Annotated in this window: 13 protein-coding genes; 3 read left to right on the top strand and 10 right to left on the bottom strand. The window is 53.7% G+C overall.

The window, feature by feature from the left end:
* Window positions 1–48: 48 nt before the first annotated feature.
* A complete protein-coding gene (locus BLL42_RS02330) occupies window positions 49–567 on the bottom strand; it encodes an Hcp family type VI secretion system effector (RefSeq protein ID WP_071550615.1) in 519 nt (172 codons plus the stop codon).
* Between the two features lie 929 nt (window positions 568–1,496).
* Here BLL42_RS02330 and BLL42_RS02325 point away from each other — a divergent pair.
* On the top strand, window positions 1,497–2,222 hold the full coding sequence (locus BLL42_RS02325; RefSeq protein WP_071550614.1) for a HEPN domain-containing protein: 726 nt from the start codon (window positions 1,497–1,499) through the stop codon (window positions 2,220–2,222).
* A gap of 370 nt (window positions 2,223–2,592) precedes the next feature.
* Here BLL42_RS02325 and BLL42_RS02315 read toward each other — a convergent pair whose 3' ends face one another.
* The gene (locus BLL42_RS02315; RefSeq protein ID WP_071550612.1) at window positions 2,593–3,363 is read right to left on the bottom strand and encodes a hypothetical protein; all 771 of its coding nucleotides are present in this window, start codon (window positions 3,361–3,363) and stop codon (window positions 2,593–2,595) included.
* 21 nt (window positions 3,364–3,384) lie between these two features.
* A complete protein-coding gene (locus BLL42_RS29475) occupies window positions 3,385–3,873 on the bottom strand; it encodes a hypothetical protein (protein ID WP_129586927.1) in 489 nt (162 codons plus the stop codon).
* A gap of 169 nt (window positions 3,874–4,042) precedes the next feature.
* Between BLL42_RS29475 and BLL42_RS29195 the strand changes: the two genes are divergently transcribed.
* Window positions 4,043–5,262 (top strand): IS3 family transposase gene (locus BLL42_RS29195; protein ID WP_408004014.1). Its coding sequence is split into 2 segments (ribosomal slippage): window positions 4,043–4,382 and window positions 4,382–5,262, totalling 1,221 coding nucleotides; the frame shifts between segments, so codons are not numbered across the junction.
* A gap of 20 nt (window positions 5,263–5,282) precedes the next feature.
* On the opposite strand, the gene BLL42_RS02300 is transcribed toward BLL42_RS29195, so the two are convergent.
* The 4 genes from BLL42_RS02300 to BLL42_RS02285 form a co-directional block, all read right to left on the bottom strand.
* A complete protein-coding gene (locus tag BLL42_RS02300) occupies window positions 5,283–5,858 on the bottom strand; it encodes an ADP-ribosylation factor-like protein (protein ID WP_071550610.1) in 576 nt (191 codons plus the stop codon).
* A 346-nt stretch (window positions 5,859–6,204) separates the two neighbouring features.
* Entirely contained in the window at window positions 6,205–7,374 is a 1,170-nt protein-coding gene (locus tag BLL42_RS02295; RefSeq protein WP_071550609.1) for an IS30 family transposase, read from the bottom strand.
* A 249-nt stretch (window positions 7,375–7,623) separates the two neighbouring features.
* Entirely contained in the window at window positions 7,624–8,301 is a 678-nt protein-coding gene (locus tag BLL42_RS02290) for an HNH endonuclease (RefSeq protein WP_071550608.1), read from the bottom strand.
* A gap of 199 nt (window positions 8,302–8,500) precedes the next feature.
* Window positions 8,501–9,379: a hypothetical protein gene (locus BLL42_RS02285; protein WP_071550607.1), complete on the bottom strand. Its 879-nt coding sequence runs from the start codon at window positions 9,377–9,379 to the stop codon at window positions 8,501–8,503.
* A gap of 257 nt (window positions 9,380–9,636) precedes the next feature.
* Between BLL42_RS02285 and BLL42_RS02280 the strand changes: the two genes are divergently transcribed.
* Entirely contained in the window at window positions 9,637–12,612 is a 2,976-nt protein-coding gene (locus tag BLL42_RS02280) for a tetratricopeptide repeat protein (protein ID WP_201788748.1), read from the top strand.
* Between the two features lie 415 nt (window positions 12,613–13,027).
* Here BLL42_RS02280 and BLL42_RS02275 read toward each other — a convergent pair whose 3' ends face one another.
* The 3 genes from BLL42_RS02275 to BLL42_RS02260 form a co-directional block, all read right to left on the bottom strand.
* Window positions 13,028–13,246 (bottom strand): hypothetical protein, encoded by a 219-nt coding sequence (locus BLL42_RS02275; RefSeq protein ID WP_071550605.1) that lies wholly within the window; start codon window positions 13,244–13,246, stop codon window positions 13,028–13,030.
* Window positions 13,247–13,627: 381 nt separating this feature from the next.
* On the bottom strand, window positions 13,628–14,659 hold the full coding sequence (locus tag BLL42_RS02265) for a tyrosine-type recombinase/integrase (RefSeq protein WP_071550604.1): 1,032 nt from the start codon (window positions 14,657–14,659) through the stop codon (window positions 13,628–13,630).
* A gap of 1 nt (window position 14,660) precedes the next feature.
* Entirely contained in the window at window positions 14,661–14,867 is a 207-nt protein-coding gene (locus tag BLL42_RS02260; RefSeq protein WP_081427347.1) for a DUF4224 domain-containing protein, read from the bottom strand.
* Window positions 14,868–15,060: the final 193 nt, after the last annotated feature.

Raw genomic sequence — 15,060 nt, 5'->3', positions numbered from 1 at the left:
AACATCGACCAGCAGAGCTGGCCGATGTTTTGTAACGGTCGGCCAGACTTAGCCAGCGACCGGGGAACGCCAGTCATCGGAACCCGAAGTACCGGATACTTCGTGGGTCCAGGTGATTTTGCGGTAGGTGAACTCTACGTCTTCCAGGTGAGTGAAGTGCGAGTTCGCCGGGTCTTGGCAGTTGTGCATGTAGTCTTTGATGTCGACGATGATCGCGTCTTCAAGCTTGGTGGTGAAGTAGTGCTCTTGGGTGCCGGCAGCCGAGGTGCGGTACCACTTGATTTCGATCGAAGTCAGACGCTCGCCGGAAGTCAGAGCCGCCAGCAGCAGTGGCGAGGACTTGTCGAAAACCTTGGTGATTTTCACTGGCTTGTGAACGCGTTGGCCGGTTGGTTGGCCGGACTGCGGGTCACGCGGGATGATCACTTCGTGTTGGAAACCCTGAACCATGACCTGGTCTTCGTGACCTTCCTGGTAGGTGTTGCCAACCGAATCAGCGGTGAATGCACCGGCGGTGATCAGACCTTGTTTGGTGCCAGTGATGGACATATACGCTGGTGTAGCCATGGATGCTCTCCTTGCTAAATAAATGAGGGTGCCCGGGAGGCGAGATCGCCCGGTGGGTACTCCTACACTTCAAGCTTCGTGCCATGTAGTGCGTTTCGCATATAAATCAAGGAGATATGCGTTACCTGCGTCAGACATTCCCTGTTTTGATGTAGGAAGAGTCGCTAAAGTGCGCAAGAAGTTGCGCAGTGCTGCGCAACTTCTTGCGCACTTGGCTACAGGCCTTGTGTGACATGGCCTGGAGCAGGATAGGGCAGTGTTTTCAGGACGGTGAGTGCGCAACTTCTTGCGCATCATGTCTATTTGCCATCATTGGGGGTGGCTAACGTTTATGTCTGCCTACGGTTAATCCTAAGACAGATGGAAATGCACGCTTACCGAAACCCATCTAGAGATGCGCTTTAAAGCGTTTGTCGAGTGACCTCATCAAAAGCTGTCGGTTAGGAAGGGCTGCATTCGACCCTTATCGAACCTTGGAAGGTAGCTAGTTGACCTAATGCTTTGCGGTGTTTGAATCGGATAGGATGACGACCGGTTGAGTCTGTGGATCTCACGGACTTAGCCATAGGAATAGCGCCATGAAGAGCTCGGTGGCTGCAGTGTCGCACTGTGCCGCAACTGTCACGGGAAAATGCATGTACTAAACGACCTTGCAGATAGAGAATTGTTGCTCGCGAGAACAAGGACACACTGACACTGGAGCAACCAATCGCAAATGACCGGGGACTGGCCGAGGATTGTCGGTCACGATCGTTCGCCTTTGGCCGATTTCTGCCAGTTGCGAAGGGCAGCAATCGACCCAGGATGGTCGTTCGCCAAGGACCGCTTTCGGCTGTGGATTCAACCGGTCGATGCACAGATTGGCTAAATCGTAAATTTTCGACAATGCTGGCACCATGGTTAATACTTCATATTATGTAGGTTAAAAAATGAATGATGATAGTGGTTCTAGGGTTGGGGAGTTAGAGTTTGATTGGGACGAGAACGAGCGGGAGTTGGAGGCGGCCTTAAGAGACATGGATTTCTGGGGAGGGCAGGTAGAGGAAAGCGGCGAGTGGGTAAGTTTGTTGTTGTCAATGCAGGATAAGCTTTTCCAATTTAAAGACAATATGGAATCGATAAGCATTTCATTCCCGGTGATGGAAAGCTCCGCAGAAAAAAGCAGTCAATTTCTCTGTGGGGTTATGATGGTCGGCATCGTCTCAGCATATGAGGGCTTTGTTCACGATTTGTTTTCTGTAATTCTTGATAAGTCGAGCCATGCTGAGCTAGCAGTAAGCCAGATTGAAAAGTTAAATGATAAAGATAAAGCTTACTTAAAGCTTAAGGGCTGCCAAAGTTATGAGGTCTTAAAGGCTGCTCTATCAAGAGCAACGCTCCATGATCCAAATCAAATTGCTAGGCTTTCTAGTGTGCTGTTCAACGTAATTCTTCCCAGCTTGCCGGATGATTTCTGTGCCAAGCTTCTTAGAATTAGAAATGACTATTCGCATAATAGTGGCTATGACGGGCACAAGAAGCATAAGCTGTCACCATTAATGGTTGTTGATGTGTTTAATTTTATTATGGGTCTGGTAGGTTCCTATGCTGATATTATTTTGCAATATGCCGATCTTTTTCTAAAGAAAGAGGAGGATGCCGAGTTTTCAAGCTGATTTACGATGACACTTCTAATCTATAATCACTTCGAGCATCAAGGATTGGGATTTGCTGAGGCTAGCGACGGATTAGTCCGGTATCAACATGGCCTCTGTGAACTGCGCCATCGAGCCGCCTTAGCCGATAGCTACGTCCTGGCTGACAGCTTCGAGTCGAAAGCTGCCCTCCATAAGCGGCAGCTATCGGCCAAAAGCGGTCAGTCGTGATCGGCTGATATCGACCCAACGCTATCCTTGGTGGGGGGCACTCGGCTATTAGCCGACAACCGTATAAAACTGAGGAGGATGGCTGTTTACGAAACGTAGGAAGGGTTAAGCGCTAGCGAGCCAGGGCGGCCATCAAGCTGTCTCAGAAGTAAGTGCGGCATTAAAAAACCACGTTCATTGTTAAGCTTAACTCCTCAGAGGCGCTAGCGACCTCTCTATAGTTTGCCTGAATTCCAATATTTTTTATTGGTAAATTTAATTTTGCGGCCACGCTCAGGCTTTTGTTGGCTTCCCGTGTTAGGTTGATACAAATATTTTGATCCTTTATTTGGTTGCTTTGATGACCGCGCTGCTCTACAAGCCCACGTAGCACAGAGTCATTCCAAAGCAGGTTTTTACGAAGGTACTGCTCGGCCCCTGTAATGTCAGGTTGTCCGCCGGAATAGCTACTGCTAATTGAAAACACGTTTTTTAGAACTTTTGAAATTGAGCTTTCATAACATACTTCGGCTGTCGCTAGAGTAGTGCGGCCTTCTAGATTGAGAGTGGAGGTTGCCCCTTCTTTTGTAATGTCCACTTGCTTGATCTGCACCTTTGACGCACCTAGAATCTGGCAAAGCCTAGTAAAGTGGCGCATTTTTTCCATTGAAAATACTTCTTTAGCCTCCGGCAGTTCAGCATATACGTCTCTATCGTAAGGGCTTTGGATAAGTATATTGCCATGCCTTACCTGATCAGAGTCAAGGATGTTGGTCAGGGCAAGGCATTCTTCTTTTGAAGATAGCGCGGAGGTCGGCAAAACAAACGCTTCTTCACTATATAAAAAACTCCGCTCGTCTGGTGGCAGGTCGTAGCGACAGTGCTCGATATCTGACTCGTTAAGGACTAAGATCGCTCTGCGCTTGGAGTGACTTTCCGGAAACAATGACATTCAGATTTTTACTCTCGTTTACTAGTGGCGACTACGAATGAATCTAACTATCCAGCTGATTATTTCCTGGATCCATCTCATGCTTCCTGCCAAAGAATCGCGTTGAGATCTTTTTTTTTGATAAATTCGCAGATTCTGGAGAAGCTCATCTAGTCTTGGTGCATCGACTGTCCGGTTTACTCGGGATAGAAACGTTTTCATTTGAATATCAACATCAACATCAACATCATCAGGACTATTTTGACTATCAATCAAACACACAATCGGTGCGGATCTTCCGAGCGAATCACTTTCGGATGTTGTTATCTGCGCTACGAAATAATTTTTAAGATGGAATATTTTCCATCCATCTCCAGAGGCTGCTAGTTTCCCGTCTGCGGTCACATGGGATATTTTCGACAAGGTTTTCTGTCTCTGTTCTGAGACTGAAATTATCTCGCTGTTTTCGTTGAGCATAGTGTCGCTAGACCTATTGTCGAGCGCCTGCGCGTAAAACGCTAGAGCTTTCATATAGACCCCATGACCTGGATTAAATGCTGAACTGTCGACTTCATTCTGGAGTCGACATCAAATGATCCGAGGATTATTTTTGGTCGTGTATTTAGCTTATGAACGAGCCCCATGAAAGACAGGACACCGTTTCCCCCTTACGATAAGGGATAGGCAAACGGTTATGTTTATGACTAACAGCAACGATAAGAGTGGGGAGCTTTTGGGCCAGGAGCGGCGGCGCCGCTGGAGCCCAGAGCAAAAACTGGCCATGGTTCGCGAGAGTCTTGAGCCAGGGCAAAGTGTATCGGTAGTCGCTCGGCGCAACGGCATCAATGCCAACCAGTTATTCCTGTGGCGCAAGCTGTATCAGGACGGCAGCCTGTCGGCGGTCAGCGCGGGCGAAGCCGTGGTGCCGGCCTCCGAGCTGAGCGATGCGCTCAAGCAGATCCGTGAACTGCAACGGATGTTGGGCAAGAAAACGATGGAAGCGGAAATCCTCAAAGAGGCCGTGGAGATCGCCCGGTCGCGAAAATGGATTGCGCACTCACCCTTGTTGCCGGGGGACGACCAGTGAAGCTGGTCAGCGAATGTCTCGGTGTGGCGCGCTCGCAATTAACGGTTCGAATCAAGCAATCGGTATCACCCAAGACACGGCGAAGCAGGCCTGTGAACGACGCTGAGTTGGTGGCCGAAATCCAGCAACAGGTCAGCGAACTGCCCAGCTATGGCTACCGTCGAGTCTGGGGATTGCTGCGTCGCGCCCGTGAAACCCAGTTGCTACCCGCGATCAACGTGAAGCGGGTTTACCGGGTGATGCGTGATCACAACCTGCTGCTTGAGCGCCGGATCAAACAACCCGGCGTGCCGCGTCGGCACGAAGGCCGTATTGCGGTGCAAACCAGCGATACGCGTTGGTGCTCGGACGGCTTTGAATTCCGTTGCGAGGACGGCGCCAAACTGAGCGTGACCTTCGCCCTGGACTGCTGTGATCGCGAAGCCATCGGCTGGGTCGCGAGCCCAACCGGGTACAGCGGCGATGACATCCGCGACTTGATGTTGGAAAGCGTGGAGAAGCGCTTCAGTGATCAACTGCCTGCAACGCCGGTGCAGTGGCTCAGCGATAACGGTTCGGCCTACACCGCCGAACAGACGCGCCTGTTTGCTCGACAGATCGGCTTGCAGCCGGTGACCACACCGGTGCGCAGCCCACAGAGTAACGGCATGGCAGAGAGCTTCGTGAAGACGATCAAGCGGGATTACGTGGCGCACATGCCCAAGCCGGATCGAGAAACGGCGCTGCGTAACCTGGCCATTGCCTTCGAACATTACAACGAGCAGCATCCGCACAGCGCCTTGAACTATCGCTCGCCGAGGGAGTTCAGGCGCTTCGCAGTAGCATCAATTTAACGGGGAGTTGGTGTCCGGTTTTATAGGGGCAAGTCCAGCTTAGAAAGCCCGGCCTCAAGCTGCACTCTTATGAAGTTGTCTCTAAAGTCTCCCTTGATCGCAGAGCTGGCAGTAAGATAGCCATCAATTTTATCCATGTGAGTGACTATCACTATAAGAATCGGTGCCTTCTTGCCGTTGTCCTTCAGCGCTTTCTGCCACACTTCTGCAAGCCCTAGGTCTCGCTGGACACGACTAACATCAATAGAAGAGGCTTTGATTAGGTACAGGGCGTAGTCAGCTGTGTTGTATAGCCTATGCCAATCCTCTTTAGCATCTGCGCCACCAGGGACGTCAAGCGTTGCTTTGAGTTCGAATTTTAAATCTTGCAAAGAAAGTCGATTGGACGCAACTCTCTCATTCGAAACTGTTTGGGCATTCACTGTATTGAGGGTGCCAGTGCTCAGAAAATGTAGCAAAGTGCTTTTTCCGGCACCCCTCGCTCCAAGCACGGCGATTCGCTTCCCCGCAATCTTGATTACGATTTTGTCCCAAGCGTCAGTTATAATTGTGAAAGGCGAGAGAATTGCTTCAATGACGTCGTCGAACATGCTCATGAGAGATTCCAATCCGTGGTGCTTAAGCAGTTTTCGGCTACCTAGCCAGATACTTTAGTTGTTGGTGCAGGCTGTCTATAGATTTGACCCGCCGCTGTTGCTGTCAGTTGGGGCCGAAGGCAGAGGGGCGCCAAAAGCTTACGAAGCAAACGTCCAGGTAGACCCCATGATACCATTCGCAGTGGATGCATTCTGCTCTTGCCAACGCAGGAAAGCACGGTCGAGTCAAAGCACTCCGCGAGGACGATTGAGCGCTCACGTTGAAAACGTCATAACGAGCGCCCCGACTCCTGGCCAAACTGTGAACCTACAGCCTTGGGATGAATGTCCGCAATGGGTTGTGGATTCAACCGGTCGATGCAACAGATTGGCTAAATCGTTCAGCGGGCGTTTCGTAGTTTAGTGTTTTCCGAGGGCGGCTATTTAGCTGCCTTGCCACTTCATTGAGCGTGGCTTGCGAGTGATCCGCCAGGTCAGTTCCTTTCGGGAAGTACTGCCTTAACAGCCCGTTGGTGTTCTCATTCGATCCCCGTTGCCAAGGACGATGAGGATCGCAGAAGTAGACCTTTATGTCGGTAGCCACCGTAAAGCGCTTATGGTCAGCCATCTCTTTGCCGCGATCCCACGTCAGCGATTTGTAGAGTTCTTGGGGTAGCTCGAGGGCGTTTTCGATCAGGGCGCTGATGACCGTCTCGCTATCCTTACCGACCAACTTCACTAGCATTACGTAACGGGTATGACGCTCCACAAGAGTTGCAATTTGGCTGTTCCTGCTACCGCACAGCAGGTCCCCCTCCCAGTGACCTGGCACCGCCCGATCTTTAACCGTGGCCGGGCGTTCGCGGATCGAAACCGCATCTGTAATTCGACCGTGATTTTCTTTCTTCTGGGTGTGATGGCGCGAGCGACGCATGGCTCGCGTTCGCCGTAAATGCTCAAGCAACTCCTTCTTCAGAGCCCCGCGAGCCTGTATGAAGAGGGTGCGATAGATCGTCTCGTGTGACACCTGATAGCTCGTATCGTCCGGGTAGGTGCGCTTCAGCCAGCCGGCAATTTGTTCCGGTGACCACTGCAATTGAAGCTTGTCTGCAACAATTTGCGCCACCGTTCGGTTCTCAACAAGCTTGCAGACCTTAGGTCGATGGGCGCGATCCCAGGCAGCCTGATCAGCTTGATCAGCTTGATTAGCTCGGTAACATCCTTGACCACCGTTGCGTCTGATCTCACGGCTAATGGTAGAGGTTGCTCGCCCTAGCAGCGTCGCTATGGAACGGATCGAGTTACCTGCCACCACTGAGCGCGAAATCTCTTCGCGCTCGGCCAGCGTCAGCGCCAATCTGGACCTGCGGCGTACAGCGGGTCTGATACCGCCTGTTTCCGCCAAGATGCGCTGTATTGATGAGTGGTTTCGTTCAAATAGCTGGGCGATCTGCTGGAGAGAGTCGCCTTTCTGCCAGTGATCCCACATCAGTTTTTTCTGGCTTTCGGTGTAATAGATCCGAGGTCTCTGCTTCATCTGCAACACTCCTTCTGCTTACACAGAATTTAGTTGTGTTGCATCGACCGGTTGAATCCACAGTCGAAAGCGGCCATCCAGCAGCTGAGAATCAAGCTGGGCACCAGCAACCCTGACGATTGCCAATATAAAATATTTTGATAGAGCGCTTCCGACCCGCTTCCGTCATTCAGAACTGGCTTATTGGCAAAAGCCAGACAATTGGGCGCGTCTATGAAATCAGGGGCGATTCACTCACTACCACGGAACCTAATAAAGTTCACATCGGGTGTGCATCATATTGGATGAAAATTGAACAGCACGCCAAAATGCTCTTTCACTGCCGCCAGAAGCATTCAGAAGGGATGGTTCATAGCCCGATTGCAACCCCGCCAAACGATACAATTCCCTGTACGTTTCGGCCCCCAGCTCCTGATTGCAGGGAGCGCAAAGCGTCACCAAATTCCTAAAACTGGTTTCTCCCCCCTTGGAATGGGGCCTAACATGTTGAAGAGTCAGCTGATCCCGTCCTGTACATAGGACACATTGGTTATTGTCTCGATCAAGTATTCGCTTCTTGAACTTCCCCCGAAAGGTGCGCCTCCTAATGGATGGAGCAGCAATCTCAATATCAGTGAAGGAGCCGTATGGGGAAATCAGACACTCGCGTTTTTTGAGCCAGTGACTCATGTGTTCCCTAGCAAAATCAGAGCCCACTAATGCCCAACCCTGAACACAGGGCCAGTCATAATAAGTGCGTTCGTCGTCAACCCACATGTAGTTGAATCCAAGGTCATCCAAGGCAACACCGAATCTCTCCTTGCTCACCTGCGATGGTGTGCGAAACTCAAGCCCATCAGGGCCTGGTTTACTGCCCAAGGTGTCAGTTGAAAAATAGGCGTAACCTCCACATACCAGCTTCAAATCAAATGTATAGGCCGCGCTCATCTTTATTGCCTCCAATTCTTCATACGAATTTGAATCGCCCCCTGCTTTTCTAGACACTGTGGGGGGGCCGCAATGAGTCGATTCCTACCACTGGTGAAAGGCTACAATCGCCCCAACGCAGCCGGTCAGCACCACTAGAAACCGGTGAGTATCTGCCCTTCGCTTCGTCTATCGGCCACAACCCAAGTCATCGGGGCTACTAGTCCTTGAAGCTTTTCGAGAATTTAAGACTGAACCTGTTAGGACTGGTGATGGCTTTGGACAGTTTCGTGCCGCTGCCGATTCGTTTGAAGTAGCCGATATCCCGTTTCATATACTTGTCCAAATCATCCCAGTCCGGTGCACGTCCCAACGAGCGTGCGGAAAAATCGTTCTTCTCCAGTACCCCCAGCATCTCGGGGTAGCGCTGCTTGTAAAAATCCCAAGCAGCCAGAAACTTAGTGCGGACATGCGGCACTTGATGGTTGCGCATTTGATTGTATATGTCTTGGAGAAAACGAACCTGCCATGTGACGTAAGGGGCAATATCCCCCATATGCATCTGGTAGTCCTCAACCGGGAAACGGCCACCGGCAAGTTCATTCAGCTGCTCCAATGAGCGGTTGAGATATACGAAGGAATAGTCTGCGTTGAACGGTGCCAAGCGGAAAAATTGGTTGTACTTTGCGCACTCGTGGTCCATGAACAAGCCAAGCGACGGAATGTCCTTTTCGGCCAAATATGCTGAGATCAACGCAGTGCCGTAGAAACACTCAACGTGCTTCAGATCGTAGTGGGAGAAATCGCCGGCTACGAGAGCCGCACGGAAATAGATATCCTGACCGGTAAGACGGTGGTGTAAGTCCTCGGCGAACTCCGTGAGGTACCAGACTAGGTACTCTCTCTCGGCGTCGTTGGAGGCCGGCTCAATATTGTAGACCAGTACCGTGTCTGAGAAAACGATGGTCTTGAAGCTATTATGTTTGTGTACATTCAGGCTATCTAGAATCGAATAGGTGCGCGCTACCTTCCTTGGTTCTTTGCGCACCATATCGGTAAAGCCCAGAATATCTATGTAAAGGAGAAATCGGTCCGTCATCCCAAGGTTCCCTGTCTTACTGGAGGCAAGCATCATCACCAGTTTTGAACCGTTTTAATAGTCCTACGTGCCGCTCGCTATGGCTCCGTGACTTCAACAAAATCGTCGGAGAGCTGAGCGCCTGAATGCCCGCGCTGGGTTGAGGGTTCAACCGGTCGAAAGCGGCCATCCAGCAGCTCGCATTCGAACTTGCTGTTGGTTGTCGGGCTATCTTGCATTAGCGGCACAACAAAAGTGCGAGGATGAGGGGATGGGCCGTGGCCAGAAAAAAGCATTTTCAGCGACTGAAGGAAACAGAAAAGTTCGCGCCCAGGAAAGATTTCCCCGACTCGCAGGCCAGCGAGAGCCCGCTAGCGATTGCGATGAAGAAGTTTTACCAGTTTCTAAATACCCGTCTTGGCTGGCCTTTGGCGGCGTTTCTGATAGCTAGCGTGCTGGTTTGGTACAACTGGGAAAAGGCGGTCCAACTCCCAGGCGTGAGTGGGGCACTGACCACGATTCGCGAGCTTAATCCGCTTCCACAGGCCAACCCGGAGCGTTTTTCCATCGCCATCGCAAGACTGGATAACGACAAGGACGATGTACACCGGAGGCTCATACGAGATGCTCTGACCAGCCAGTTCAGCAACAACGAGGTAGAGATCCTGTTGTTCGACAGACTCATCTCGGTAGGCAATAGTGAAAAGCCCCAAGAGGCCATTAGGGCGGGACACGAGCGAGCTAAGAAGCTGCTTGGCGAATCCCATGCTCAGGCCATGATCTGGGGTGAAGCGTTCGACGTACAGCCAGACGCTCCAATGCGCCTGCACTGGACAGCGGATAGTGGGGTTGAGCTAGGGAAAACTTCCGAGAAGTACCAGCCAGCCAGCGGCAGCTATGACCTGCCTAAGCTTTTTCGCAATGATTTGAACGACGTACTGTTGTTGTTGGCTAGCAGTCAAGCAGCGTCGTTCTCCGAGCAAAGTGGAAGCTTTGTTGCTGACCGCCTAAAGCCATTCATTATCCGTGTGCGATACTTGATTGAGAACGGTTCCGTAGCTGGGCCGTTCCAGGCGGACTTAAGGGTTATTCTCGGATACGGCCTCAGTACCTACGGCGAGCAGAGTGGCGACAACGGTGCGATGAGAGATGCAGTGGCGATGTACCAGGAGGCACTGAAAGTAATTACTCGCGAACGCATGCCGCTGGACTGGGCGATGACGCAGAATAACCTGGGCGCCGCGCTCGCGAGTCTGGGCCAGCACGAGGCGGAGACGGTCCAGCTGGAGCAGGCAGTGGCGGCGTTCCAGGAAGCACTGAAAGAATACGCGCGCGAACGCGTGCCGCTAGACTGGGCGAGAACGCAGACCAATCTGGGCAATGCGCTCTGGAGTCTGGGCCAGCGCGAGGCGGGGACGACCCGGCTGGAGCAGGCAGTGGCGGCGATCCAGGAAGCGCAGAAGGAATACACGCGCGAACGCGTGCCGAGGGAGTGGGCAAGAACGCAGGCCAGCCTGGGCGATGCGCTCTTGAACTTAGGTAAACGCGAGGCGGGGACGACCCGGCTGGAGCAGGGAGTGGCGGCGTACCAGGAGGCGCTGAAGGAATACACGCGCGAACGCGTGCCGCTGGACTGGGCGAGAACGCAGAACAACCTGGGCAACGCGCTCTCGAGTCTGGGCCAGCGCGAGGCGGGGACGACCCGGCTGGAGCAGGGAGTGGCGGCGTACCAGGAGGCGCTGAAGGAATACACGCGCGAACGCGTGCCGCTGGACTGGGCGATGACGCAGAACAACCTGGGCACCACGCTCTCGAGTCTGGGCCAGCGCGAGGCGGGGACGACCCGGCTGGATCAGGGAGTGGCGGCGTACCAGGAGGCGCTGAAAGAATACACGCGCGAACGCGTGCCGCTGGACTGGGCGAGAACGCAGAACAACCTGGGCACCACGCTCTGGAGTTTGGGCCAGCGCGAGGCGGGGACGACCCGGCTGGATCAGGCAGTGGCAGCGTACCAAGAGGCACTGAAGGAAATCACGCGCGAACGCGTGCCGCTGGACTGGGCGATGACACAGAACAACTTGGGCGGCGTGTTGCTGGAGCTGGGCCAGCGCGAGGCGCAGACGGTCCGGCTGGAGCAGGCAGTGGTGGCGTTCCAGGAAGCACTGAAGGAATACAGTCGCGAACGCGTGCCGCTGGACTGGGCGAAGACGCAGAACAACCTGGGCACCGCGCTCTGGAGTCTGGGCGAGCGCGAGGCGGGGACGACCCGGTTGAAGCAGGCAGTGGCGGCGTTCCAGGAGGCACTGAAGGAAATCACGCGCGAACGCGTGCCGCTGGACTGGGCGATGACGCAGAGCAACCTGGGCGGCGTGTTGCTGGAGTTGGGCCAGCGCGAGGCGGGGACGACCCGGCTGGAGCAGGCAGTGGCGGCGTACCAGGAGGCACTGAAGGAATACAGTCGCGAACGCGTGCCGCTGGACTGGGCGAAGACGCAGAACAACCTGGGCACCACGCTCTTTAGGCTGAGCGAGCGCGAGGCGGGGACGACCCGGCTGGAGCAGGCAGTGACGGCGTACCAGGAGGCACTGAAGGAAATCACTCGCGAACGCGTGCCGCTGGACTGGGCGATGACGCAGAACAACCTGGGCAATGTGCTGCTGGCGCTAGGCGAACGCGAGACGGGGACGGTCCGGCTGGAGCAGGCGGTGTCGGCGTACCGGGAGGCGTTGAAGGAATACAGCCGCGAGCGTATGCCGCTGGACTGGGCAATGACGCAGAACAACCTGGGCAACGGGCTCTCGAATCTGGGCGAGCGCGAGGTGGGGACGTTCCGGCTCGAGCAGGCTGTTGCGGCGTACCGGGAGGCGTTGAAGGAATACAGCCGCGAGCGTGTGCCGCTGAAGTGGGCGGCGACGCAGAACAACCTGGGCAACGCGCTCTCGAGTCTGGGCGGGCGCGAAGCTGGGACGAAGCGGCAGGAGGAGGCAGTGGCAGCGTACCAAGAGGCCTTGAAGGAATACACGCGCGAGCGCATGCCGCTGGACTGGGCAATGACGCAGAGTAACCTGGGTAATGCGCTGCTGGCGCTAGGCGAGCGCGAGGTGGGGACGGTCCGGCTGGAGCAGGCGGTGATGGCGTACCAAGAGGCGTTGAAGGAATACACTCGTGAGAGTGTGCCGTACTACTTCAACGTTGCCAGTCGCGGACTCAACAATGCTCGGAGCGCGTTGTTCGCTCGTAAGGAGCACAAGTAGGTTACACACGGGAGACGTCAGTGAACGTAACTATCACCACGATTCTCTGGTCAATCCCGCTCAGTGCAGTACTTGTCTCCGGACTGATTTGGATGCTTAGGAGTTGGGTGATCGAGCGCCTGAGCAATTCGATAAGCCTGTGCAATTACCCAGCTGTACCGATGGCGCAACAGGTCATTAGTTTACGCTAAGGTTAACTCCCAATAGATTTTATCAAGGGTGGTCACGGGGGGCTTTCGACCGCATCCCGCTGACTAGTGGCCGAATTAAACGGAGCTGCTTAGTGAAGTTTCTAGTTCGTCCATGACGAATTGATAGCGACCTGTCCCATCGCAATGGATCAATTGCGATGGCTGAGTATCCTCCCCCTGCTCTGGGGGAGAGGCCGCTTTTGGTCGATTGTTTTGTTGTGTTCCTATAACTGCCGTAGCCGCATGATGGCGTCTGTGATGCCTTGAGCATTGGTATCCAGCGTTTCCATGGTCGCAATTGCGTTAGCGGCGACATTCCCAGCTCCGTTTTCAGAGAGCCACTTGGTCACCTCTTCAATGGCCGCACATATGGCGTGCTGGTTGTGCAGCAGCAGTGTGAGAGCGTCTGCTGAGGCTATGTTCGCTTCAGAGCGATCCGGCATGGGTATGGTCCCTGAGTAGCTGGTGCGGGAAGACTAGCTGAACTTTCCGCTGGCAGCAGTCATTTCTCCGGACCGGCATCCGACTGCCTGGCTCTGGTCGAGTGCGGGCACCGCAGCAGCTAGGACTTCATTCCGCAATTTCTTTCGAGGTCCTGATTTTACTGGCTTGAAACGGTGAGAAGATTTGTGATGTGCGGAAAAATAAAAACTCTAAATATCTGATTTATAATGGAAAAATAATGGACTTAAAATCCCCCGCTCGTAAGGGCGTGCCGGTTCGATTCCGGCTTCGGGCACCATCTAAAATCAAGGGTTTGCGAGCGAAAGCTAATGCAAGCCCTTGTTTGTTTCTGGGTCGCAATTTTAGAGTTGGGTCGCAATTCACTTGGTCGGCGATACTTTCTTGCCTTTGCGATTGCGGATGTACTGCTCTGTCATAACCACCGTGGTATGCCCAAGTTGATCTTTGGCCTGCATGATGTCGCCACTAGATTCAGCTTTGTCAGTTCCTGCTTTGGCACGCAAGTCACGCATTTGAAACTCGGACTTCGCGACTCCGGCCGCTTTCCTGGCCAAGTCAAATCTTCCCCGCAGCATTGCCACCGTCATTGGTGTGCCATCCTCTGAAACGATCAGCCGCGTCGAGCGGACCTTGTGTTCTTTTTTCCGGGACATAATTCGATCAATCAATACCTTCAGCTCTCCAGTTACCTCAATTCGGCGTTTCGCGTTGGTCTTGCCCTGAAGAACCCAGATCTGACCGTCGCGGACATCGCGTTCGTCCAATAAGCGGGTGTCGGTCACCCGCTGCCCAGTCAGGTATGCAAGGTCCATGGCATCCTGAAGGCCGACATCCGCTTTTTCGTATACGCGCTTGAACAATGAGTCCTCGATGTAGATATCCCTTCCTGTCTCTTTGTTGCCCTTGATCCCGGCGCACGGGTTGGCCAAAGCTGTATATCCAACGTCCCTAGCAAAGTTCCAGATAGCACTGAGCAAGGCCTTCTCACGATTCGCCCGAACAGGCGCAGCCTTGCGCCAGGTCAGATACTGGCGGACGTGCAGCGGCTGGATTGTCTCGAGTGGAGCCGGCGGATCGTCGAAGAACGACATCAGGTTTTTCAGCTCGCGGACGTTGTCTTTCTGTGTGGCGGGCTTTTTCGTTGGCACGACATCGACCATATACTTCTCGGCCACGTATCGAAACGTGATGACCTTTGCAACCAAGGCTGTCGCTGTGCGATCGCGCTCCAGCTTGGCGTACTCCATGATTGCCAGGCCGTAGTCGCTACCCAGCGCGATCTCCTTGCGGTCCTTGCCGCCTGCCTCGTAATAGTAGAAAACCCGGCCGCTGGCTTTCTTGCGCTCTCGCAGCCGGGCTATTGAGCCGGGTTTACTTGGTCGTCGTCCCATGTCAGCTAGCCTTGCGTGGTTTCCATTCGGGTTTTTCTGCTTCAAGCATGCCGACCGCTGTTACGGCCATGGCCGTGACGCTTGGCCAGCCATTCACTTTAATGGTGTGCCTGACGCCGTTTTTCTTCAGATTGAGAATTTGACCTGCCTTGGTCCGCGCGCCGGTGAGCTCGCAAACCTCCTCGTGGGAAAGAAACTGGATGTTCAAGAGCTGCTCCATGCCGCGCGTGGCGGCAGAAGGTGGGGATGGGTTAGGTGTAGTTTTTGCTGATGCGCTTGGCGATGTCGTCGAGTTGCTCGGCCATGTACCACATGTCGTTGTTGTCGCGGCGTGACACAACCAGCGACCGGGTCATGTTCCGGCCCATCAAGATTGCGATGGCAAGCCGGATCAGTGCAGT

The organism is Pseudomonas frederiksbergensis (assembly GCF_001874645.1).
Lineage (GTDB): Bacteria > Pseudomonadota > Gammaproteobacteria > Pseudomonadales > Pseudomonadaceae > Aquipseudomonas > Aquipseudomonas frederiksbergensis_B.
This window is presented reverse-complemented; position numbering and strand designations above follow the sequence as displayed.